15 protein-coding genes and 1 riboswitch are annotated in these 25,950 nt (G+C 26.5%); of the genes, 3 read left to right on the forward strand and 12 right to left on the reverse strand.

Features of this window, described 5'->3' with window-relative positions; genetic code table 4:
* Window positions 1-358: 358 nt before the first annotated feature.
* Genes hinT through MHO_RS05595 form a run of 3 tightly spaced genes read right to left on the reverse strand, consistent with a single transcriptional unit; the run spans window position 359 to window position 4,582 of the window.
* A complete protein-coding gene (gene hinT, locus MHO_RS01955; RefSeq protein WP_012855622.1) occupies window positions 359-679 on the reverse strand; it encodes a histidine triad protein HinT in 321 nt (106 codons plus the stop codon).
* Window position 680: 1 nt separating this feature from the next.
* Window positions 681-2,429 carry a HinT-interacting membrane complex lipoprotein P60 gene (locus tag MHO_RS05590; RefSeq protein ID WP_012855623.1) on the reverse strand — a complete coding sequence of 583 codons (1,749 nt, stop codon included), beginning with the start codon at window positions 2,427-2,429 and terminating at the stop codon, window positions 681-683.
* An 11-nt stretch (window positions 2,430-2,440) separates the two neighbouring features.
* Window positions 2,441-4,582 (reverse strand): HinT-interacting membrane complex protein P80, encoded by a 2,142-nt coding sequence (locus tag MHO_RS05595; RefSeq protein ID WP_012855624.1) that lies wholly within the window; start codon window positions 4,580-4,582, stop codon window positions 2,441-2,443.
* A 100-nt stretch (window positions 4,583-4,682) separates the two neighbouring features.
* Here MHO_RS05595 and MHO_RS05600 point away from each other — a divergent pair, with 100 nt between their 5' ends.
* Window positions 4,683-5,429 (forward strand): hypothetical protein, encoded by a 747-nt coding sequence (locus MHO_RS05600; RefSeq protein ID WP_012855625.1) that lies wholly within the window; start codon window positions 4,683-4,685, stop codon window positions 5,427-5,429.
* A 130-nt stretch (window positions 5,430-5,559) separates the two neighbouring features.
* Here the strand turns inward: MHO_RS05600 and MHO_RS01975 are convergent, their stop codons facing one another.
* From MHO_RS01975 to MHO_RS02015, 9 genes are all read right to left on the reverse strand, one after another.
* Window positions 5,560-6,531: an ABC transporter ATP-binding protein gene (locus MHO_RS01975; protein ID WP_012855626.1), complete on the reverse strand. Its 972-nt coding sequence runs from the start codon at window positions 6,529-6,531 to the stop codon at window positions 5,560-5,562.
* A gap of 1 nt (window position 6,532) precedes the next feature.
* Complete coding sequence (locus MHO_RS05605) at window positions 6,533-14,908, reverse strand: ABC transporter permease (protein WP_012855627.1); 8,376 nt, start codon at window positions 14,906-14,908, stop codon at window positions 6,533-6,535.
* Between the two features lie 148 nt (window positions 14,909-15,056).
* Complete coding sequence (gene rsmG, locus MHO_RS01985) at window positions 15,057-15,773, reverse strand: 16S rRNA (guanine(527)-N(7))-methyltransferase RsmG (protein ID WP_012855628.1); 717 nt, start codon at window positions 15,771-15,773, stop codon at window positions 15,057-15,059.
* A complete protein-coding gene (locus MHO_RS01990; protein ID WP_012855629.1) occupies window positions 15,748-16,722 on the reverse strand; it encodes a ribose-phosphate pyrophosphokinase in 975 nt (324 codons plus the stop codon). Before MHO_RS01990 ends, rsmG begins: the two co-directional genes overlap by 26 nt.
* Window positions 16,723-16,831: 109 nt before the next feature.
* Entirely contained in the window at window positions 16,832-19,642 is a 2,811-nt protein-coding gene (mgtA, locus tag MHO_RS01995) for a magnesium-translocating P-type ATPase (protein WP_012855630.1), read from the reverse strand.
* 190 nt (window positions 19,643-19,832) lie between these two features.
* Window positions 19,833-20,576: an ATP-binding cassette domain-containing protein gene (locus MHO_RS05610; protein WP_012855631.1), complete on the reverse strand. Its 744-nt coding sequence runs from the start codon at window positions 20,574-20,576 to the stop codon at window positions 19,833-19,835.
* Between the two features lie 116 nt (window positions 20,577-20,692).
* Window positions 20,693-21,661: a lactate/malate family dehydrogenase gene (locus MHO_RS02005; protein WP_012855632.1), complete on the reverse strand. Its 969-nt coding sequence runs from the start codon at window positions 21,659-21,661 to the stop codon at window positions 20,693-20,695.
* Window positions 21,654-22,973: a glucose-6-phosphate isomerase gene (locus MHO_RS02010; protein WP_012855633.1), complete on the reverse strand. Its 1,320-nt coding sequence runs from the start codon at window positions 22,971-22,973 to the stop codon at window positions 21,654-21,656. Before MHO_RS02010 ends, MHO_RS02005 begins: the two co-directional genes overlap by 8 nt.
* Entirely contained in the window at window positions 22,963-23,298 is a 336-nt protein-coding gene (locus MHO_RS02015; protein ID WP_012855634.1) for a S1 domain-containing protein, read from the reverse strand. The genes MHO_RS02010 and MHO_RS02015 overlap by 11 nt, the downstream gene beginning before the upstream one ends.
* 198 nt (window positions 23,299-23,496) lie before the next feature.
* Between MHO_RS02015 and cypl (MHO_RS02020) the strand changes: the two genes are divergently transcribed.
* Together cypl (MHO_RS02020) and cypl (MHO_RS02025) are read left to right on the forward strand one after the other, a co-directional pair.
* A complete protein-coding gene (gene cypl, locus MHO_RS02020) occupies window positions 23,497-24,636 on the forward strand; it encodes an ABC transporter thiamine pyrophosphate-binding lipoprotein p37/Cypl (RefSeq protein WP_012855635.1) in 1,140 nt (379 codons plus the stop codon).
* A gap of 33 nt (window positions 24,637-24,669) precedes the next feature.
* Window positions 24,670-24,757: riboswitch (TPP riboswitch) on the forward strand.
* Between the two features lie 24 nt (window positions 24,758-24,781).
* Window positions 24,782-25,948: an ABC transporter thiamine pyrophosphate-binding lipoprotein p37/Cypl gene (gene cypl, locus MHO_RS02025; protein ID WP_012855636.1), complete on the forward strand. Its 1,167-nt coding sequence runs from the start codon at window positions 24,782-24,784 to the stop codon at window positions 25,946-25,948.
* Window positions 25,949-25,950 lie beyond the last annotated feature (2 nt).

Raw genomic sequence — 25,950 nt, forward strand, 5'->3', positions numbered from 1 at the left:
ATAAAATACAAATATTATTGTAATTTAGTGCCAAAAAAACTTAAACTCTTACTTTATATTTATTTTGGTAGCCCTTATTAATTAAACAAAAAACGGTTTTCTCCATCCAAAGAGATTTTTTTGAACTTATTGGTTAATTAAATGTGATTTTTTTTATTTTTTTGAAATTTTTTTTAGAACAAAATAAATAATAAATATATAGATGTTTTTTAGCATAAAAGCCCATGAACATCTATAATAAATTAATCACAAAAATTTATAATTTAAAAACTAAATAAATCATTTTTTTCAATAATTTTAAATAATAAAAAGGCTTGCTATTATTGCACGCAAGCCTTGTTATTTTTTTTAATTATTATTAATATCTTGGGATTATATGAACATGAATTCTAAATACTGTTTGATCTGCTGAAAGATTATTATTTATTATTAAATTAAATCCAGTTGCACCTAATTCCTTAACTCTTTTTAAAGCAAGTTCTCTCGCCTTTAATATTAGTGATGACAATGCTTGGTCATCAATATCATATAAATTTGTGGCGTGGTTCTTTACTGTTACTAAAAAATGGCCTTTATCTACTGGTTTAATATCTTCAAAGGCAATAAATTTTTCATCTTCATATATTATTTTTGCCGGGATTTCTCTTGTTATTATTTTTTCAAAAATATCATCATGCATATTATACTAGACCTTCAACTTTCAATATATCATAAACAGATTTGTTTGTTTCTGAAACATTTAATTTAAACCCTAGTTCATTAATATATTTAACTGCAGTTTTATATAATGACTCAAAATTAGCAGTCACTATATTATTTGCAATAATTTCTTGTTTTTCTTTTGTTGCTCATGGAGTTTCATCAAATGTTAAAACTTGTTTTGTAACTTCTTTGCCGTTATAATCTTTAACTTTCTTAGTTAAATATAATGGTGAAATTTTAACTACATATTGGGCAGTAATTGAATTGTCTTTTGTAACATTTATTCTTTGAGGATTTTGTTTTAAATTGTATGCAACATTTTGACTTATTGATTCAAATTTCTTTGTATTTTTATTGTATTCTAATTTAGCATTGAATTCATAGAAATTTCTTTTTCCTAAACCATCAACTGTTAAATTCATTGGAATTGTTAAAAAGTTTCCATCAAATGATATTGAACCTTTTTGGCTAAATCTCAATGTATATTGCTTACTACCAAGAGTTATTGTCTTTGTATATTGATAATTATCCTTGCTATCTTTTGTTAAACCATCAAATTCGTAATCTTTGTAATCAAACGATTTTAATTCACCCTTCGAAGCTTTAGTTTGCAATGTTTCAGTTGCTTTTGCCTTTGGATGGTTTATTTCTTGGGCAAGAATTTTTGCAAGTAAAAAGCTTTCTTGACTGTAAACTTTTTTACTAAATGGATCTACAAATCCATATACTGAACTTAAATCTTTCTTTATACTATCTAAATTGCCGCCTAAATCACCTGACGTATTTGAATTTTTAACAATGCCTTTATATGCCAATAATGATTTTAATACTTCGCCTTCCATTGAACCGCTATTAATCAATTGTTCTGGGTTTTTAGCTGCTTCATTGTGACCATATTCTGGTTTAGTTGAAGGATTGTAAGAAGCTAACTTATTAAATCCTTCAATTGAATTTATATATGATTTTGGTCATCTTAAATTCATATCGCGCTTATCATTAAATTCTCAATTTTCAATAATCGGATTTTCAACTAGATATTTCATTAAATACAATGAATCATCTGCAAAATTCAATGCTTCGTATAATTCTTTTTCATTAATAGGAGCATCTTTCTTAGACATTTTGTTGTGTAATGCAACTTGTGCTTTGTCTAGACCGTTGCTATCATTTGCTATTTTTTTAAGTTCTGGTCTATTTTTTAATAAATAAAGTTTAGCAAGCAACATTTTTTGAAGTTCTAATCTAATGTTTGCTGCGATTTGATTTGAGTGTTTAAAAATAAATTTAAATTCTTGTTCACTTGGTATTGAAAATGCAGCAGGATTATATTTAGTTGTATCAATCTTTGCATTAATAAACAATGATTTTAAATTTCAAAAGAATTGAGGATCGGAAGCAACTCTATTAGTTGCATAATATTTGAATAATTCATAAAGATCTTTTGTTAATGCTGAATTGTTGAAATTTGAGACAATATATTCAATCTTGTCTTTATCGTTAGAATTTTTAGCATAGCTTTCAATTTCACTTTTGTAAAATTCTGAAATATATATATCAGTAAGTCAAGTTAAAACCCTATTTTTTGTTAATGAATCTTTTAAAACACGTTTTTGGTACCCTGAATTTTGTTGAGAATCTTCCTTTTCTTTTTTACATGAACTAGCAATCAAAGGAAGAACCGCAAGTGGCATTGCAATAGCTGTTAATAATCTAATTTTTTTAGTCATTGTATCTCCTTTTAATTTTTAGTATTTATGTAATTTACAATTGTTGTGAATAAATAAGATAAGATCTCTTTGTCTTCATGGGGCGATAGAATAAACTTATTGTCTTTGAACACATAATCTTTATATAAATTACTATTAAATTTTTTAATTATAAATTGTTTTATTTCGTTTGCTTTACCATTAATTAAAACGTATTTGCTTGTTTCACGAATTAATTTTTCATAGTTGATTGCATTTAAAATATCTTGATCATTGAATTTACGTTTTGTTCCTTCAAGACTTAAATATTCTTTTGATTTAATATAATTTTTAAAATTATCTTGTTGTAATAAATCATTAACCATATAGTCACGAGTTAAAATTTCAGAAAATATTGAATCTAAATTAAATAATTTAGTATTCAATGTATCCGAATGATTAGCCTTAGATAATATTGACAAATCGTTTGTTATCAATCTAGTTACAACTTCTTCTTTATCTAATGAAAATACATTTTGAATCAAAATGCCACTTTCATTGACTTGAATGTAATTTCCATTACTTTTAATTAATGTTGAAACCTTATATCCACTTGCTTCATCACTAAATGCATCTCGAAATGCCAAGCCAAAAGATTTATTAAATTCTTTTTCACTTAAATCATTGATAAATTTTTCAATAGCTGCATTGTATCTAGTGTATTTTTCAGAGAAGTTTTCTTTGTCAACACTTTCAGTTCCTTCATTAAAAATATCAGCAAATTTCTTTGTGTTCTTTTTATGATCAATAAATGTGGCATCACCAAAGATCTTTTTGAAGTTTTCTTTTAATTTTGTAAACAAATCATTTTTATCTTCAACTTTAAAAATGCTTTTATCTTTGTCAGCATCTCCCATTAAGATTGAAAGAAGATTCATATACTTATTAGGATCTTTTTCTTTTAAACTATTCAACACACTTTTAAAGCCGTCGAAACCGTATTTATCAGCTGACTTGCTATCACTTGAAACATATCTCAAAAGGTTGCTATCATTTTTTGCTGCAATTTCTTGCTTTTTAGTAATTTCATTTGTTTCAAGAAGTGAAGATATACCTTTAAATGTTGAAATGGCATCAATACCTTGTTTAATCGAAACCTTGTCATCGCTTTCATTTAAATAAGCAGAAAAGCTTAATAATTTAATAATTTCTGCCTTTATTACGACTCATGGATTTGAAGCATCTTTTGGATCTGGGTGTGCCAATAAATTTAAATTAGATGTTATTGCTTGCTTTCTTTCGATTCAATTTTTAATGAATTTTAAAGGATTGCGATATTCTTTAACAAAAGATTTTGTAACAAACATCGGAATTTTAACTTCATCTTTTGTTCCAATTTTTAACGATTTATCATCAGATTTTGGCAAAACATAATTTTTATTTTCTATAGCAAAAGGAAGAGTAATTTTTTCACCCTTCTTAGCAATGTCAACTCTTTTGCCTTGATATGTGTAATAAACGTCTTTGTTTGCAATAATTCCATTTTTTAATTCACTATAAGTAAAATCACTATTTACTTCGGTTGTATATCTATTAAATGCATATCTATTTAATTTTTGTGCTAGAAGGTATTCAATTGCTTCTTCTTTTGACTTTGCTTTTCCATATCTATCAGTTGCAAGTTCTTGTAAGAATTTTTCTTCTCAATTTTTTTGTAGACCAAATTGTTCTTGATATTTCTTTTCAAGATCTTGAATTTCTTTTGTTATTTCTTTTTTAACTTCTTCGATTGGTTTTAGTGCTAATTTTTTAATATCTTTTTCTGCCTTATCAGCATTATAAACAGCTTCATATCACAATGAACCTTCATATTCTTTTTCATAAAGGTATTTAATTAATTGCTTTTCAACACCTTCGGCAGCATGTTTTGATGAATTTGCTATTTCATGGATTTTATTAATGTCACCATAGTTCAAATTTAACCTTTGACCATCTGGCCCGGTTATTGATAAAATTGAAGAAGAATCTTTTAATAAAGGTGAAGGCTTAGGTAAGGAATGATTAGCTTGTGCTAACGGAACGCCAATTCCTGCAGCAACTGCGGTTGCTATTGCTGTGCCTCAAAAAGCACCTCAAATAATTTTTTTACGCTTAGCCTTTTGTTCGGTTGTTTTGGGTTGATTTTGATTTGACATAGTAAACCTTTCTATTATTTAATATTAAATAATTATACTATTTTTGGTTATTTTTCTTTATTTATGGATATTTAACCAGTATTATTTTATAATTTAAAACATGAATAAATTACTTTTAAATAAGGATAGAATATTGCTTGAATTTATTGAAATTTGTAAAAATCTTAATCTTTTTTATAGTTTAGATAAATTGAGCTTGTATGGCGCTATGTCAAAAGAACATTCTTGGAATAATTTAGATCACCATGAAATAATGATGAAATATCAAGATTATGAAATCTTAAAAAATGCTTATCCTAATAGAGTTTTAGATAATACATTACATTCTTTGTATCACGACTTACAAATAAAATTTGTTGATGATAACAAAAACATATTTGAAAACCAACCGTTTTTGAACATTAACCTAATTTATCCAACAAACATTGCAAACATAAAGAAATATTTAAAACATTGCAATCAAGCTAGATCGTTTATTGGCCACTATTTAACAATGACAAATAGCAACGATTGAAAAACAAAAAATAATATTATTAAATCTCATTTTCTATCAATCTTTTATAAGCCAATTACATACAAAGAAGTTGCTAATTTATTAATAAAAAATGATCACCAAGGTTTTTTAATCTCAAGTCCGATAATTAAAAAAGATTCATTGAAATATTGATTGCCAAATATTAAATTTGAAACAAAAAAAGTAATTATAAACAATATTGAAGTTGATGTTTTAGTTGAATTTGACCAATATCTAAAAAACGTTTATGAAGTTGAATATTTTGAACATTCCGTTCCACAAAGAAAGATAGAATATATTAACCCCATTGAATATAAAAAAATATTTAGCTAATTTTTATAAAAGAGAGTTCACAATTGCTTTTTATTGAAGAAATTTTAGAATTTCTAATGTGATTAAAATGTCTTTGTTTTTTAAAAAAATAAGCAAATAAAAAAGTAGGAAGTTTCTACTTCTTACTTTTTTAAAATTGGCTTTCTCTATCGATTAATCATTTTCTTTCTTGAAGTTTCACTTCTTTAATTAATCCCAACTCCAAGTATATAACTTTATCAGCAATTTGGGCAACGTCAGGGTCGTGGGAAACAATGATAATGGTTGTGCCATATTTTAAATTGATTTGTTGCAAATTTTTCAATACAATAATTCCTGTTTTTTCGTCCAATGCTCCTGTTGGTTCATCAGCTACAAGAATTTCGGAATTTTTTGCAATGGCTCTTAAAATTGACACTCTTTGTTGTTGACCACCAGACATTTGAGAAGGATATTTATACATACATTCAGAAAGATCAAAATCTTCAAATAATTTTTTAATATTTAAACGCTTGTTCTTATCTCTTTGCAAATATGAACCAGTTTCAACATTGTCATAACTATTCAAATTTTGAAGTAAATTATAATTTTGAAAAATGAACGAAATGTTTTCTCTTCTAAATAAGGTTTGCTTTGCATCAGATAAATAAGGCAAATTTATGTTATTTACAATTACATTACCAGAGGTAGGCCGGTCAAGAGCACTAATTATGTTTAATAATGTTGATTTACCTGACCCGGACTTTCCATATAGAACAACAATTTCTCCTTTTTTAATTGAAAAAGTTATTCCTTTTAAAACTTCAGTTGCGACATTACCAGATAAATATGTTTTTTTAATATTGTCAACTTCAACAATGTTATCGTTAGAATTTTGCAATTTAGCATACTCGTCTTTTTTTCTTGGTTTGTCATTAGCAAGTCTATATTTCTTTAAAGTTGCATTATCTAAAACCTTAATTGCAATGCCTTCATCTTTAATTTCAAATGGCTTTTTTTGCTTAGAAATATTTATCAAGTTCAAATCTTGCAATGTTTGTTCATCAACAAAATTTTTATTCTTAGAAATTTTATTTGTTTTAGCTTTAATTTCTTTTTTGTTTTCTTTTATTTCTTTTGCCATTTTATTTTCCCTTCAAAGCATCTACTGCTTTTATTTTATTTAAACTATTTCATGTTGCAATTGATGTTGCTATAAATACTGCCAAACAAATTAATGCACTTAATATTACTGTTGAAATATGTAAAACCAAAGGTAATACAATCTGGCTAGTTACCATCATAAACGAGTTGAATATTGCTATTATTGCAAGAGTTGCAGGAATCATTAGTAAGCAAGCAAATACAATTGCAGGTACAAAATTAAAGAAGAATAATAGAATTTTTTCTTTATTTGTATATCCTAATATAGAAAATGTAGCAATTGATCTTCCGTTTGAAGCAATCATTATATTAGTAATAACAATTAATATAACTATTGAAATTATCAATAAAATTATTATAAATGCCAGCAATATGGTATTAACTGTTGAAGAAATTCCTTCAATAAATCCAGCTTCAATGTCTTTACTATTGACATCAAATGATGCACCATACATTATATTCTTGCCATATATTGAAGATGCTTGTGTGCCATAGAATTTAGTTAATGTTTCTCTTACTAAGATTTTATAACTTTCTAATGGACTATCTGAGTCTATTATTTCTTGTATACTTTCATCATTTAGATTTCCAAGTAATTTCTTTAATTGAGTTTTATAATCTAATTTTGCCTGAGGATGTGCTTCATTATATGATTGAATGTTATGTTCATATACAGAAATATATTTTAATTTTGGATTACTTATAAACATGCGTTTAAAGAAATCTCATGCGCTATTGTCGTTTGCTTCGGCAACATCATATGAACTTGCTGCACCTCAGAATCCTGTCGCTGAATAAGTTGTTAATGTATCAATAGTTTGAACAGGAACTTTGTCAATTGACAAAATACCGTTAAATGCATCATATTTCTTATTGAATTTTTTAATATATTCATCTTTTAAATCAGGATGTAAACTAATTGCTTTTTGTAATTCATATTTTCTTGCATCTTTTAATCTTTTTGAAAGTGTATCATAACCTAAAATGTGGTCTAAAATATCCTTCCTTGTACTAATTTCAGAGTTAATATAAGTATCTGATATGCCGATTACTTTAAACTTATAATCAACTCTTGGGCTTTTTTGCATGAAGGCTTGATATGCAAATCTATCAACGTGATTTAATATTTTGGCATCAAATACGGAATTAACTTTTAGTCTATAGCTTCTTGCTGTTACTTCGTTTACAACAACAGGAATTGGATCATTACTATCAAAATTGTAATTATAGTCTTGTAATAATTTTGTTAAATTATTGCCTCTATTATCTTGCAATTTTACGAATTTACTATCATTATAGTATCCATAAATTTTAGTTTCTTTTCCATTTAGAGTTACTGAGGCATATGTGTATTTTTCGTTAGTTGTATCGTTTCAATAAACTCCACCAAATGAAACATAGAAATCTATACCATTTATTTTTCTATAAGCATTTACTAAGAAATTACGATATTCTTGTCTGAATTTTGCCGTACTTACTTTGGCAGGTTTTAAATAAATTTCATCTTCTGCAACTCATTCAACAAATCTAAATTGTTTTCTATTTCCTGATGCTGCTTCTGAATAATTTCCAGCGCTAAACAAGAAGTAACTTGTTCTATTTGATAAATCTTCTGGACGTTTAGCATTATAGTCATCAAAGAATTTTTTAATATCTTTTACAGCAATTATTTTTGTTGGATCTTTTACATCTTCTTCATCTATTATTCTATAATCTCCACCATTTTTCAATCTACGTAAATTTATTAAGTTTTGAGTTGATTGCATCATTGAACTTACGCGGTTAAATATTTGGTTTACTCTTGCCCTTTGTGTTTCGGGCATGTTGGCATAAGTTATATCTCATGGACTTAATTCAACTGATAAATCCATTAATAAATCAAGTGATGATTTTGTAATGACAGTAGGCGCAAATTTTCTTTGAATTACATCAGTATTAAATGAAGCTCCAGGTCTTAAGAAATTAGGATTATCATAATCTAGTTGACTACCATTGGTTGATGAATCACCTGCAAGATCATTAGGAACATACAATAAATCATTTATATCGTTTTGATTGTATGTAACATAAGGACCACCTTCGGTTGTTGGACTTTCAAGATTTAATTTATATTTATATAGCCTATTTTTATATGTTTTTGAAATAGTTTTATTAAATACATTATTTGAGGATAGGAAGAACATAGAAATTAATGAAGTCGTTGAAAATGCTAAGAATAATGAGAACATTTTTCAGAAATTATTCAATGCCATTGAGGCAATAAATCTTGCTTTAACTGGCATTTTTCTAAACATAGCAGAAACTCTTTGGGCAAAATTACCAACACTAACTTCAGTTAACCCACTCATTAATTCTGTAGGTTTATTTCTTACAATAACTCTAGTAATTATATAAATAACTAGTGAAACAACAATCAATGGAATAATAACTACTGCTAATATTAATAATATATTAAATGGAATAATATTGTTCTCTAACGTCCAATAAGAAGATAATATTGACATTGCAGGTTTTTGTAAGGCAAATCCCGCAATATAACCAAATATTCCGCCGACAATAGTTGGAATTCAGCCAAAAGCACAGAATGATAAAGCAATTTCTGATGTTTTATATCCTTGAGCTCTTAATATTCCGACAACCTTATTTCTTGCTTCAATATATCTTTTGATAATAAAGTAAACAATCAAAATTACTAATATTGCCAAAATTGTTATTAAATAAAGTGTTGCATTTTTAATTGATGTTACTAATGTTCTTATTGTTTTTACTCTGATGTAACGTTCGGGGTTAATTGCATCTGGTTCATCTTTTAAAAATACTTTATTTTTTGAATTTGGAGAAATTGATGAAACAATTCTTTGAAGTTCTTTCTTTAAGTTTTTAGGATCTTTGCCAGCTAAATAGTTTCCTTTTTTGTCAACAGGAGATTTTACTAATGCATAACTCTTTAAGGCAAATGTAGGATATGCCGATCTAATTCTGTCAAAACCTCTTGAATTAACATAAACAACAGATTGAGTTTTTGTATCAACTTGTAAATTTTCTTCATTAATTACAGGGTATAAATAATCAGCGGTGCTATCAATACCTGTTATCAAATATTCTTGGGTATTTACTTTAATTTTATATTTATCATCTAATGAAGCAATAAATTGTTGCATTTCAAATGGATTATTTAAATATTTCGAAATATCGCCATTGTATACTTCTTTTTTATTTTTGTTTAAATATCCATAATTTACCTTGGCTAAATATGAAGCAGCTTCGGAATATGCAATTAAATTATAAACTGTGCTTGGTTCTATTATTTTTGAAAATACTTCCTTAACAGTTTTGGTAATATTTATTCCAAAAAAGCTAATATCTTTGTTATCGGGTGTTTTTAATAAATGGTTAAACATATAATTGAATTTAGAAATATCTAAATCAATTCTGCTATCGCTTTTTGAAGTAACAACATTTTCAACAAAATTGAATTTTTGAGTTGCACCTTCGATTTGTTTTTTCAACATTGTTGCATTAGTTTCATCAATATTTGATAAGAATTTTTTGATTATATAAGCAATATTTCCACTATCTGGGTTTGGACTTAATACGTAGTATAACAATATTTGTGGGAAACTTAAAACATTGAAACCATTTAGAATATTTCTTGGTACGTTTAATAGCGAAATTATTGAGGCGGTTTTTGAAGCTGCAATTGCATCCTTATATACTAAGCTAAAGGTATATTCATCATTTATTAACGGTTTAATTTTTTGAGTTTGATCATTGACATTAATAAATGATTGTAAAAATAATTTTAAGGCTTGAAGATAATGAGTTGGCATTTGATTTGAAGAGGCCATATAACCAAAATTGTAGGTTATTTCATTCATATTATTTTTTAATATTTCTTTAATTGCTTCAATGCCCTTATTAGAAACATGATTCTTAGATAATTGGTCAAATAAATTTTTAAATACTGCTGAATTATTCATTAAATCCATAATTTGTTTTGTTGCTTTTGCTGTATGTGCATGAGCAAAAGGCATTTTAAATAATTTAGCAGAATAGTCATCATCCGAACCTAAAATTCCAAGACTAGGAATCGGGTTAATTACTTTTTTGTAATTTAATACTATATCTTTAATTTCCTTTGATATTCCTATGCTGTAAAGACCTAACAATATCTCTTTAATTTGCTTGTAATCTAAATATTTTGTAACTTTTCGTTCAATTATTCTTTTATTAGTTGTTGGATCGATAACAATATTTTCTTGAATATCTGCAATTTGGCTTAGTTGATATGCAAGTTTAATTCATAATGAATATAGAGATAAGACATTAGAAGCAACATTTTGTGGATCATTATTCAACATCAATTTTGCTAAATTGTCTTTTATTAATGAATGAATAGTTTTTAAAATTTCCAAATCTTTTGCATGTTCAGGCGCTATATTATTAAATGAAGCTGAATAATATGCAACATCCAAATAAGATTTTAAATCATTTAATTCAACTGCCGAATTTATACCGCTTTGCTTATATTGAGAGTTTGATGTTACAAGTTTGTCTATATATTCATGATATTTAGTTAATTTTGAAATTATTAAATCAAGGTCATTAAATTCGTCTTTGGTAACTAAAACATTGTTTTTTAATACATCAAATTCGTTTTGAGTTAATTTCAACTTTTTGTTATTTATTTTTGCATCTTTGGCCTTTAATAATATTTTTTTAATATCATCAACATCAAAAGGATTTATTGGAATATTAGTCAATACATTTGTTTGCTTTTGAGATTGAGGGAATGAGAATTTTGACATGTTTATTAAATCAAACAAAGTAATTTTATTATTGTCATAGTCAGGAATAGTTATATTCAATTTACCCAAAATTCTCTTTGTCTTATTTGAAAAATTAAACATTTGAATAACGGATTCTTGAATTTGGGAAATTTTTCCGCTATTTATTTTTCCATCTATGTTTGAACTTATTGCGCCAAAAAATGATGTTAAATAATCTGAGCTAGTTAAACTTTCTGTGTTGAAATCTTTATAAATTTTATTATTTGCAACAATTGGATAATGTTCATGTTTAACTAGTTGCTCCAAGATTTGAATAAATCTATCAAGATCAAAATTAGCTATTATATTTTTTAATCCTTGTTTAAAATTATCATATTCTTGGCCTGCTTTTGTTGCACCGTTTAATTTTCTAAAAAATTCTTTAATTCCGTCTTTTGTTTGTTGGTCTATAAAATTGTTAGCTTCTCTGTTTGCATTAATTCATTTTGAATACAAACTATTAGGCGATTCTGGATTTAAAAAGCCATTAAAGTCAATGTTGTCAATCAATTCAGACAATGTTGATTTTAATTTGTAAACATCAATAGATTTTAAGAAACTTATTAAAATTCTTTCCGATGATAATATTCAATATGTATCATCAACACTAGTAAAAGGTTTGTATGGGTGTTTTTCAAATCAATCTTGAATAATTAAAGAAAATTTTTCAAAATCAATAGAACGAATAACATTTCTCAATACTTCAAAAATTGTTGATTTATTTTTAACTAAATTAATTATGTCAAATAAACTTAATTTCAAAGAAGGAATCAAATATAGATTATTAAGATTTAATAGTTTGCTTATGTTGTAAACTTGTTGCATTAAATATTGATTTCGTTCATTGTCATTGGTTCCTGAATTCATATACATTTTTTCTAAATAGTTTATTATTCCAATGAATACATTTTGAACAAAAGCATTAACATTAACATTATTAATATTTAAATTGTTACTATTACTTCTATCTACTGGTCTAATAATGTATTTTAAAATATCTAAAAGAACTTTTTGTAAAATCGTGCCATTTACCTTACCAATATTTAGCAATGTATGGAAATCATTATCCACAACACTTTGTTTTGCTGCATCCACGATTCTCAATAAATCGTCTTTATTGAACATGTTAATAATTTCACTATTAAATAAGGCATCTCTAATAACATTAACTAAACCATTTATTGTTTTATTTTGAATAATTTCGTTAGTTAAATTGTTGTTTATTGCCCCGAAACTTATAGGCAAACTAAATGAGTTTTTAAACTCCTTATCAGCAACTGCTCAACCGTTTGGGCCGATTTCTCCTCTAATACTATAATTATTTCTAATCATGTATTCATAAAGTTCTTGAGATGTTAAATATGCCTTTCCATTAACATCAACTCTATTTCAAACTTTTTTATCACTAAATCCGTCAATAGTTGAATATTTTAATAAAATGTATTTTTCATCACTAATTCTTGCAACTGCACCAACTATTGAAGAGCCAACGGTCTTGGGTTCATCATTAGCAACAGTCAACATCAATATTTTTCCATCGATTTCATAAGGTATTTTTGTGTTTGGCAAGAAATCATAATATTTTAGAAATCTGATATCTGCATTGAAATAATTAATAGACGGCGTTCATTGCTCAAAAATATATTTAATTATTTGTTTTGTATAAACTGGTGGAATTTTTTTGATCATTGGATCGTTTGGATCGGGTTTCAAAATAAATTCATTAACATTTTTATCTGATACAGAAGAATTTAGTAATGTAGGATTTAGAGTTTCGTTATATAATTTACCAACGTTATTTTTTACGCCATAAATTTTTTGGTTTCCATCGCCTGCATTAACAAAGTGAAAAACGTTTTTCTTAGTAGTTTTTTCATCAACGGATTCCACAGTTAGAGTTTGTCTAATTCCTAAGTTTTCTTCTCCAACATTATTTTTTATTTCATTAACTAAGGCATTTCTAGCATATGAAACAGATCCTTTTCTAATAAATTCTTGATATTTTTTTAAATTATTAGGATCTGATATTGCTTTAAATTGGTCTTCTGTAATTAATTTATCACCGGATTTAGAATACTCAATTTGTTGAATGTTTCAACGGTGTTCTTTAGAAATGTTTTCTTTTATAGCAGGAATTTTGGAATTATTAAATCCACCATTTCAACTGTTTTTAAAAGTTTGCAATAAATCTTTTTGTTCAATTGGCAATGTTGTAGTTTTTTCTTGTTTCAAAGAAGACGAATTTAATTTATAAATTGTTTTAATCGTCTTATTTCAATATGAAAAATATTGAATATTTTTATAAACATTTGGGTCACTTTCTTTTAATTTGGCAATGTACTTGAAATATGATCCTTTTCAATTTGAGCTATATTCGTCACTCTTTTCGTTTCAATTTAATGCAAATCTATATCAATTATATGTTGTTAAAACCTCGGTAGATTTTATTCATTCATTTGGAATTTGATATATTTTATTTGCTGCTAGTTTTGTAAATTCATTAACATCTTTTTCAATACTTTTATTGCTTAAAAAATTTTGAAGTTTAAAAGTTCTTGAAATATTAAAGTCTTCATTAATAAATTTTGATTTTTGACTTGTAAAATCCGAATTTTCGATTTTTAAATCAGAGTTTTTATTATAAAGAGATGCATCAAATTCATAATGGTTTTCTGAAATTTCTTTAAAACCAAGCATCTTCATTACATCTTTACCATCAATAGTGTGCAATGAACCACTATTTTTTCACGCTTCATAATCTTTAGTATCAAATGATGCTTGTTTAGTTTTAACATTTAGAAATAATGGAGAGGGATTGTATAAATAATCAACTACTTTTTGATCGTTTAGTGAACCTCTTGGACCATATGCAATAGAAGCTATATTTTTTAATCTAACTTCATTTAAAAAAGTAATGTCATCATTTTTTGTCAAATTATATCTTTTAGTTAATGGTTTTATATTTCCTTTGCTATCTTTTACATAAAGTTTAAATTCCCTATCATTACCCGAAAAACTAAAATTCCTAATTTTAGAAAAATCAGGGTTGGATTTTAAAATTTCAACGTCTACATCACTTATAGATTCCTTGCTAGAATATAATAAATTTAATAAATCATAAGTACTTATAAAATGGTTTTCATTATCATAATTTAAATTATTAAAAGTATTTTTTAAACCTACATAATTTCTTTGATCTTTTGGTAGATCTATTGAATATGAAATATCACTTCCATTATTAGAAGACTCAAAAACAACAGGTTTATCAACAATTGATTGATTATCAGATCCTATTTGGTTATAACCTGATTTTGGTATCACACCTGATGGGTTAACGTCAAAATCAACAGTTGCATCATGCAATTTTGAAACTTTTTCATACGAATTAATCGTAGATGAATAGCTAGTAGTAACATCATTTAACAAAGTAAATAAAAATGTTGTTAAGAAAATTAAAATTGTTAAACAAATCAAGGTAACTTTATTTCTTGCCAATGATTTGAAAACCTCTTTAAAAAGTCTTCTCATATTTCTTCTCCAGTTTAAAAAATATAATTTTTTAATATATTAAAAATATAAAAATATGTGTATATTATAAATGTTTAAATCTGAAATAACAAAAAAACAGCACTTTTAGACCAAAAAATGGCTTAAAAATGATGTTTTTTGTTAATTATTAGTTATTTTTTAGATTATTTTTAATAATTAAAGATCATTTTCTAGGAAATCCTGGGGCTGTTTTTATTAATTTTTGGTGAAAAATTAAAACATTTTCAATATTGAAATATATTGGCAAAATCTTTGTTTTTAAATTAATATTTAATTTGTTAACTATAAAGTTTGAATTTGCTATTTCTTGTTGATATTTATTGGATTTTAAAAAACAAGCAATTCCATTAATTTTTAAAAGATGGTGTGAAATTTCTAATAAATTTTTTAATTCACTCACCGCTCTTGCACTAATAAAATCAAAACATTCTATTTGATTTGAATCTTCAGCACGAATTTTTTGTATATCAATATTTTTCAATTTCAACTCATTTTTAACCAAATTTAAAAAATTTACTCTTTTTGATTGAGGTTCATAAATTGTTAAAGAAAAATCTTGTTTATATATGAAATATGGAAGGATAGGAAATCCTGCGCCCGAGCCAATGTCGAGTACAGATTTGTTAGTTAGATTACAAATATTTTTTTCAATGTCTAAAAAAATTAAAATTGATTCAATTATTGCTTCTTTTAAAAGCTTTTCGTTATAGAAACCTGTTAAATTATATTTGCTATTTTCTTGTTCTATTAATTGATAATATTCATATAATTTTTTTAAGACTTCTTTGCTACATTGCGGTAGACTTTGCAATATTAAATTATTGCTTTCTTTTTCCGTAAGCATTATATACTTCTGTTATAGATTTGCTTTCAATGTTTGCATTGATTACCATACTTAAAAATTGAGCCAAAGATAATTCTCTTAATTTTTTAAAGTTTGATAAATGGCTGTGATCTATTGAATTAGTAATAATAACTTCATCAATCATTGCGTTATTTTCAAACATTTCAAATCCTTTTGAAAATAGACCGTGAGTAGCTGCAATTATAATATTTTTTGCGCCGTTTGCTTTTAACGCTTCCGCTGCATGAATAATTGTTCCACCTGTGTCAATAATATCGTCATAGATTAAAACGTTTTTATCTTTAACATCACCTAAAACACCCATAATTTCGCATTTATTAGGTCCTGTACGACGCTTATCAATAATTGCAATTTGTTCTTCATTGTTTAGTAATTCTGACAATTGTCTTGCTCTAACTGCACCCCCATGGTCTGGCGATACAATTACTAGTTTTTCTTTTCTGTTTAACAATTCATTTGAAAAAATAAATTGTCCCCTTAAATCATCAACAGGAATGTTGAAAAATCCTTGAATTGAAGCGTTGTGCAAGTCAATAGTAATTATTTTATCAGCACCCGCTGTTTCATACATCTTAGCAACTAGTGCAGCTGATATTGGATCTCTTCCACTTGCTTTTCTATCTTGTCTTGCATATCCATAGTAAGTCATAACGCAATTAATGCTCTTTGCTGATGAACGTCTTAATGAATCAATTAAAATCAGCAATGACATTATGTTATCGTTTACTGGTTTTGAGGTATTGCAAATAATATAAACATCTTTATTTCTAACGGTTGTTTCTGATTTTAAAAGGCATTCTCCATCTGCAAATACTGTAGTTTTAACTGGCAATATTTCTTTATTTAAATACTTTCCAATTTCTTGTGCTAATTTTTGGGAATTTTCCATGCCAAAAATTACAACATTATCTTCTTTTTTTGCTTTCATTTAAATCCTTATATATATTCTCTTTAATTATTTATAGTTAAATTTTACATTATTTTATTTAAAAATAAAATATTAATAAATTGCAATTAAAAAAGTGCAAGTTGCACTTTTATAAAAATTCTTTATATATACGTTTATAAATTGACTTAACACTAACAACTAATAAGACATATATTCCTAAGAATAAAACTAATCAAGCATAATAAATTCCTGGCAATGGCATTAGACTTAAACCTTTATTAATTCCAGGTATATATGGCACGGCATTAATTATTGCACATCCGATTAATGTTGAAATAAATAACGAGGTCGTTGCATTTGATTTAATAAATGGTGTTTTATCAGTACGTAAAAAGTGAATTACAAGGGTTTGAGTATACATAGAAACAACTAATCATCCTGCTCAGAATAGTTCTTTAAATGCTTTTTGTTTTTCTATACTTAGTTCATCTTTTAAAGAAGCAAAACTCTTATATGCTCCTATTTGTACTCAATCTCCCTTGCTAGTCATAAATGACGCATTTGGAATTATTGCAAAGAATAAGACTACATATGAAACAATATCTACTATTGAACTCGTTGGACCAAACCAAAACATAAATCTTCAAATTGATTTATACTCTCATTGCCGAGGTTTAAGAATAAATTCAGGGTCTACATTATCTCATGGCATTGTTGCACAGCAAACATCATATACCAAATTCAATAATATTATTTGTACAGGGTTTAATGGAACAAAAGGAATTAAAAATGAAGCAATTAAAATACTAAATATATTTCCAAAGTTTGAAGATGCAGTCATTTTTATGTATTTGTTAATATTGGCATGTGTTTTTCTACCTTCAACAATTCCTTTAGCCAAAACGTTTAGGTCTTTTTCTAAAAGAATTATGTTAGCTGATTCTTTTGCAATATCAACTGCAGTATCAACTGATATTGAAACATCGGCTGATTTCATAGCGGGTGCATCATTAATTCCGTCACCCATATAGCCAACAACATGACCATTATCACGCAATATTGAAATAATTCTTGCCTTTTGGTCAGGGCTTAATTTTGCAAAAATTTGAACTTTTTCAACTTCAATTTTAAGTTCAGCATCGCTTAATTCTTCAACTTCTTTGCCTAGTAAAATTCTATTATTTTTTATTCCTACTTGGGCACATACTGCTTTTGTTACAAGCGCACTATCTCCTGTTAATATTTTTACATCAACTCCATATTCATGCAATTTTTCAATTGCAGCAGCAGCAGAATCTTTAGGAGGATCAAGAAATGTTAAATATCCAATCAAGGTCATATCGCATTCATCATTTACCGATATTTTTCCAACTGCATTAATTGTTGATTTTTTAGAAGCGATTGCAATAACTCTTAGTCCTTCTGAATTGAATTCTTCAACTCTTCTTAGAACCTTATCTATTGTTTTCTTATCAAGAGGCTTAACTTCCCCATCAATGTAAATATTTTTACATACACTCACAATTTCTTCGACAGCACCCTTGGTAATTAAGGTTACTTTATTTTGTTTTAATGATTTAACTAAAACAGACATTCTTTTTCTTTTGAAATCAAAAGGAATTTCGTCAATTTTTTCATAAAATCTTTGAAAATCCTCAAGTTCTTTGTTTTTTGATGCCATTTCAAAAGTCTTATTAATTATTGATTTATCAAGTAAATTTTTTAATCCTGTTTGATAATATGAATTAATAAAAGCATATTTTAAAACATGAAAATCTTCTTTGCCGGTAACATCCATATGACGTTCCATAATTACTTCATCTTGTGTTAATGTCCCAGTTTTATCTGTACATAAAATGTCCATTGATCCGAAATTTTGAATCGAATTAATATTCTTAATTATTGTTTTGGCCTTGCCTAGTGAAATTGCGCCTTTAGATAAACTAGCAGTCACTATCATTGGGAGCATTTCTGGTGTTAAACCAACAGCAATTGATATACCAAACAAAAATCCTTCTAATCATTGGTTTTCTCCACCAATAACACCTTTAATTCCTAAAATTAAAAATACTATAGGGACAATAACGGCCATTATAATAGTGAACATTATTGAAATTTTTTTAATTCCTTTATCAAAGTTTGTTGGTATTGGTTTTTCATTGATTTTGGAAGCAACTTGTCCAATAATTGTATCATTGCCGGTTGCAATTACAATAGTTTTAGCAGAACCTGAAATAACATTGGTTCCCATAAAAGCTAAATTGCTACGATCAGTTATTGCTTCAAATTCTTTAGAACTGTCGATGTTCTTATATTTTTCAATAGCATCGCTTTCTCCGGTTAATGAGGATTGAGAAATAAATAAGTCTTTTGCTTCTAATATTCTTACATCCGCCGGAATAATATCTCCAGCTGCTAAATACACAATATCGCCTACTACAATCTCATCCATTGGAATTTCCTTCATAATACCATTCCTTTGAACAAGCGAAGTAGTTTCAACAGTCTCAACTAATTTATCAGCGCTTGATGCCCCACGTTGTTCTTGAACGAAGTGAATAATTCCACTTAAAAAAACCATAAATAAAACAATGATGACAGTCATTCCATCAATTCATGTTATCTTTTTACCTTTTGATGCCGGCAATATTAAATCAATAATCATAGAAACAATTGCCAATGCAAACAAAATGATGTTAAAAAAATTAAAAAATGATCTAAATAAACGCTTTCAAACATTATCAGCGCCTTTTTTTGTTATTTTATTTAAACCATATTCTTCTCTTGCAGCTTCAATTCTTTCTTCATCTTGAAATCCGTTTTGAGAGGTTTGATATTTTAAAAATAATTCTTCTTGACTACAATTAGAAGCTTCAACTAACCTTGTATTGATTTGCTTAATTTGTTTTTCTTTTCTTGAAGAATTTTTAAGTTTATTTTTTGTTATATTAACTATCATGTTATCTCCTTTTTATTTGGGTATTTATTATAGGAGAGCGAAATATAATTAAATACTAAAAGTTACTATGTAATTTTTAGTTAAATTGCTATATCGCTCACAACTTGGTAATTCCATAGTACCTCCATATATTTAAGTTTATAAAAGTATTTTAACATATTTCAAAATTAATTTCATCTAAACTTAAAAATTAAAAATTATATAAATCTTTTATTTTTAATTCATTTAAATTTTTTGTTTCACCAATTTCAATAATCTGTCCATCTTTGACATAAATGTATTTCTTAAAATAAGTTTTTATTAATGAAATGTCGTGAATATTTACTAAAATTGTTTTTTTGTATTCTTGTGATATTGAAGACAATAATTCCAAAACATCTCTTGCGTTTGCTATATCAAGACTATTGGTAGGTTCGTCTGCTAAAATAATGTCAACTTTTTGTAATAAAATAAGTATCAACCACAATCTTTGCCTTTGACCCCCGCTTAATTCATCGACTCTTGTAAATAACTTATCAAATATATTGAATTTTACAAAATATTCATATATTTCTTGTTTTTGGGTTTTGCTTAAAACATGAAATCAAGAAAAAAGAAAATTTTTATATTTTGGATAAAAATGTAGAATGTTTTCATAGCAATTTAAACTTTCAATAAAATTATTGTTTTGACTTAAAAATCCAATATTTTTTAATATTGCCTTTCATTGTTTTTTTGAAGCTCTATAAATATCAATATCATTAATTTTTACATTGCCTTTTTTTACAAACAATTGCCTCAATAAAGCATTGAAAATTGTTGATTTTCCAGCGCCGGATTTTCCTATTATCGCTATAAATTCACCCTCTTCAATAGAAAAATTTATGTTCTTTAAAACTATTGGACTTTTTTTATAATAACTTGCATCAACATTGATGAATTCAATTTTTTTCATATTTAAATTATATTTGGAATGTATTAATACAAAACAAAATATTGCAAAAATAAAAACATTAAGCGTGTTCTGCTCAATGTTTTTCAGCGAGGCTTGTATCACAACCTCATTAATTTTTATTTAATAGTAATTTCAACATCCAAATTTTTTAATACTTGAATTGCTGTTTCTTTAATTTCTTTTGAATATTCATCAAATTGTTGTTGTTCATCTTCATCAAGTCTAATTTTTGGCAAGTGTGTATAACCATTCTTACCCAAGATTACTGGTAAACCAAAGTAAACTCCGGCATGTTTATATTCCTTTGGCAATTGAACTCCAAGAGAATAAATTCTTTGTCTATCATACAAAATTGCTTGTGTAATTTCAGCAAGGTTTTCGCCAATACCATAATTGGTAATGCCTTTACCGGCAATAATTTCAAATGCTTCTTTTTTAACCATTTCGTTTAATTGAGAAAGTCATTCATTTGTTATAGTACCATTAGCTAATCAATCTTTTAATGAACCCAAACCAATTCTTATTTTTGAAAATGGAATTAAGCATCTTGCTCCATGTTCGCCAATAACAAATCCAGTAATTGAGTGTGCTTTAATTCCAATTTTTTCTGAAAGAAATTTTTTCATTCTGGCAGTTTCTAGAATAGTTCCCGAACTAATAACTTTATTTGGAGAAAACTTGGTTACTTGTTGATAAATTGTTGCCATAATGTCAACAGGGTTTGAAGCAATGATTGTAACACCAGCAAATCCTGAATCTTTTATGCTTTGACCGATCTTTCTCAATAGTTTTGCATTATCGGTCAATAATTCCATTCTATCTTTTAAAACGCCTTCCTTTGGTCTAATTGATGCAGTAATAATGACAATATCAGCATCTTTCAAATCTGAATAATCTCCAGCCTTGAATGTTGAACCATTGTTGGCCATTGAACAAGCAGCATCATTTAAATCCTTTGCTTGCGCAATTGCGACTTGTGGAAAACTATCAATTAAAACATAATCTGCTTCTATGTTTTTATTTAATGCAGCATATAAATATGAACTACCAACAGCACCAACGCCAATTAATCCTATTTTAGTCATTTTTTTTGCCTCCTAATAACTCTTTAAAATTTTTTGCCAAATTAAAATTGTAAGATTCCAAAGGCTTTCTTTCGAATGGATTCTGTTCATTTAAATAGGCAAATAAAATACTTGAATGATGTAAGAAAGACATTATTCAACCCAATGTACTATCGTTATAATTGTCAATCATGATTTGAATGTTAGGTATTTTATATACATTAACATGGTTTTCAATAAATGTTTCCATTACAAGATTACATAAATTATTATAAGTTAAATTGCTTAAATAATTCAAACCATCCGTCTCATTTTCGTTATTTTGTGAAATTTTGCAGTCCATAATAGGTTCTTGAAATTTTAAACAAGTATCAAAGCACTTAAATGGAGTGTTGGTGTAATTTGAGGCCAAAGTTTTGTTATCGACGCCCCCTAAGCAAGTTTCAATATAAATCCTATTGTTCATAGATGAAATGGTCTCACTAAAAAGCATTTGTCACAATTTTGCCAATGATTCTTGATTTTGCTCGAAATAGCAAATATTTTCAAATATAAAATTGTTATCATGAAGAATTTTTCTAGTAATTGCATATAAAACTGCTGAGTTTTTTTCTAATGGTGCATTTAAAAAAAATTCATTAGCCTTATGAGCACCAGATAAATATTTTTCAATATTAATTCCTATACAAGCAATTGGCAATAAAATTGCAGGTGAATAGCTTAAGAATCTTTCGACTGTATTATCTAAAATTGTTAAATGAGTATATTGATTTATCTTGGCATCATTAAATAATCTTCCATAATTATTGTTTGTCGTTACATAGATATATTTAGAAGCGCCTGCTTTGCCTAACTCTTTATATAATAAGTTTTTTAATTCTCTAAACATTATTAAGGTTTCTAAGCATTCGCCAGTTTGTGAGATTACATTAATAGCAAACTTTTTATTTTGAAGTTTAATAAGCAATTTAGCAACTTCTAAACTATTAAAATTTTCATTAACATAAACCAATTTAATTGATTCATTTTCTTTTCTTAAATCAAAATGCAAATCAGCAAGCGCCTTAATTTGATTAATTATTGCTTGAGTTGCTATTATTACTAAATATTCAATACCATCTGATAATAATTCACTTGATATTTCTTGGATTTTTTCATAATCAGATTTCTTTACATTTTTAAAAACATTGAATACACCTAAATAATTTGAATTTTTAACCTTTGAGTTTTTTATATCTAACAAGATTTTTTGAACCGCCTCATAATAACGGTTTGGTGCACTTTCTTTAATTGCTTTTTTTAAATTTATGTCAATAATTTGCTTATTTTCCATAATTAATTCCTTTGTTAGTAAATTCTAATAATCCATCAAATTCTGCATCTTGACTATCTAGTTTAAATTCAAAAGGGTTTCTTAATTCCTTGGGGTGAATTCTTTTAAATGAAACTACTAAATCATTATTTGGCATTATTTCAATTACTTGAACTTCCTTAATATCATTGATTTTAAACATTAATTTTAAATCACTAATGTAATAATCACTAACTTCATTTATACTCAAAAAGCATTTACATCCTTCTTTTGTTTGTAAAATAATATTATTCTTTCAAACCTTTATTATTTTGGCTTTAAAAATATCTCCTATTTCATAATTCATTTTTGCCTCTATTTTTATATATATTTATAATAAAATTTCTAAATTATATTTTTGTATAAGTTATTAATTAATTTAATAATCATGAATATATAAATTTAAAATTTAATATATATTAATTATTAATGCTTAAATTATATAATATATAAAATTTAAGTTTATACATTTAAAATAAAATGTAAAAATTAATATAATTAGTTTATGAAAAATAGTTTTTATAAATGCTTAAACATTGCAACATTGACAGTTTCCTTACTTTCAACTAGTCCTATTTTGACGATTAGCTGTGATGTAAAGAAAGATGTTGATTTATTGCATTTTAAAATGACTGTTAATAAGCCTTGAAATGGTTCAAAAAATGATGAATACTTTAATCAACTAATTAAAGATATTAAACAAAATAATAAGAATTTAAAATTTGATTTTAACGTTTCATATATTTTAGACAATGTCGATATTGCCTCTGCTATTAAAGCTAAAAAAGCAAATATGGCTTTTATAACGTCAACTTTATTAAAAAATTCATTGCTAAAAAATGATGTTATTCCTTTACTTCAAACAAAAACAAGGGCTTTTTATTTTGACAAATTAGATGAACAATATGCTGATGGTTCTGACAATGATCCGCTAAGAAAAATAGCAAAAATAGCAAACGATTTATTTAACAAAAAGCCTTATAAATCATGAACAGATAACGAATATCAATGAAATGGAAAAATTTATGAAAAATTTTATGATAAAGAAGGCGTTAATGTAAATTATCAACGCGGGTCAATCATGATTTTTGGAACTGATTCAGAAATTAAATCAATTAAAGAAGCATGAGAAAATAAAGACTGAAATACATTTAGAAATTTTGGAATTGTAATTGGAAAAAAATCAAGTGGGACAAAATACATAGCACAAGAGGATTTATTTAAAAAACATTTCAATTTAGCAAATAATAAATTTTCTTCTTTTGCAAATGATCAAATAAATAATGCTAATAAATACATTACTGAAAAACCCAGATACATCGGCAAGGGTGCACTGTCAAAATACCACATTGTTTTTGATGAATTTGCTTCTTTTGCATATACGCACAATTGAAATAAATCAAAAAGCATAAACTATAATTTTTATTGCCCTGATGGAAATAAAAAGATTGAATTATTAACAGTAACTGATCCAATAAAATTTAATGTCTTAGTTGTTGATAAATCAATACCAAAATCTGCTTATCTTGCTTTTGCAAATTCAATAATTAATTTAGCAAAAGAAAAAAAAGATACATACGGACCAAATGTTGGTTTCAATGAATATGAACTAATTAATGAATCTGACTATTCAAAATATTTTTAATTATTAGCAATTAAATTAAGTATATAATTTTTTTATAAAGAACAGGGGTGCCTTTGGCTGAGAAATACCCTCATTAGCTGATCTAGTTAATACTAGCGTAGTGAGTGTCTTAGTTTTTTGCATCCTCTTTTAGGAGGATTTTTTTATGCTAAAATTTAAAAAATATTTGCTTATAGGGGCAGCGGTATTGCCTGCAATGGTTGGAGCATCAGTTTTATCTTCATCATGCGTTGATAAAATTTCAAACAATGCTAAAACTTACCAAAATTTAAAATTTTCAATTAACAAGCCTTGAAGTGAAGCAAGCAATAAAGATAATTTCTTTTATGAAGTTATTAATAAAATTAATGAAAATAAAAAAGGTTATAAAGTCAACAACGCAACGTTACATTATTTAGATGATAATGTTGATTTTATAAAAGAATTACAAAAAGGAACTGCTGATATCGCATGTTTAACACCAACGGTGTACAATCTAGAAAAAGATAAATCAAATATTCATCCATTTTTGCAAACAATGACAAGAGCGTTTGTTTTTGATCAAGATTTTAACGCTCAATATTCAAATGGTCTAGATGATGATCCACTAAGAAAAATAGCTCAATCAGCATTTGATTTATTTAACAAAAAACCTTTTGAAAATTGAGATGATAAGGAATATAAATGAAATGGTTCAATCTATGAATCGTTCTATGCAAAAAAAGACAAATTAGTTGATTATTATAGAGGGTTGGTTGCTATTTGAGGAACACAAGAAGAACTTAAAGCAATAAAAGAAGCTTGGAATAAAAAAGATTGAAAAACATTTAGAAATTTTGGAATAATGCATGGAAGTAGTTCTAGTGGTTCAAAATACTTGCTTCAAGAAGCATTATTTAAAAAACATTTTAATTTAAAAGGAAATGAATTTAAATCATTTTTAGAAGATAAACAAGGAAACGAAACAAAATACATCAAAGGTAAGATTAAAAATATTGGAAAAGGTGCATTTTCTAAATACCATATTGTTTTTGATGACCTTGGATCTTTTGCATATACTCATAGTAAAGGCAGCGCAATCTATAAATTGGATGACAAAAATTCAAAAATTGAATTTTTAACAGTTACCGAACCTTTAAAATATAACATTTTTGCTACATCATCAAATATTCCAAAAGAATTAAGGGAAATAATTGCAAATGCAATGGTCGAAGTTTGAAAGGAAGGCAAAGATACATATGGGCCTACTGTTGGATTCAATGGTTACAAGATAATAAATGATCCAATGAAGGAAGTTATATTGCCTTATAAAAATGTATTCAATATAAATTAGTT

This window comes from Metamycoplasma hominis ATCC 23114 (assembly GCF_000085865.1).
In the GTDB taxonomy this organism is placed as follows: Bacteria; Bacillota_I; Bacilli_A; order Mycoplasmatales; family Metamycoplasmataceae; genus Metamycoplasma; species Metamycoplasma hominis.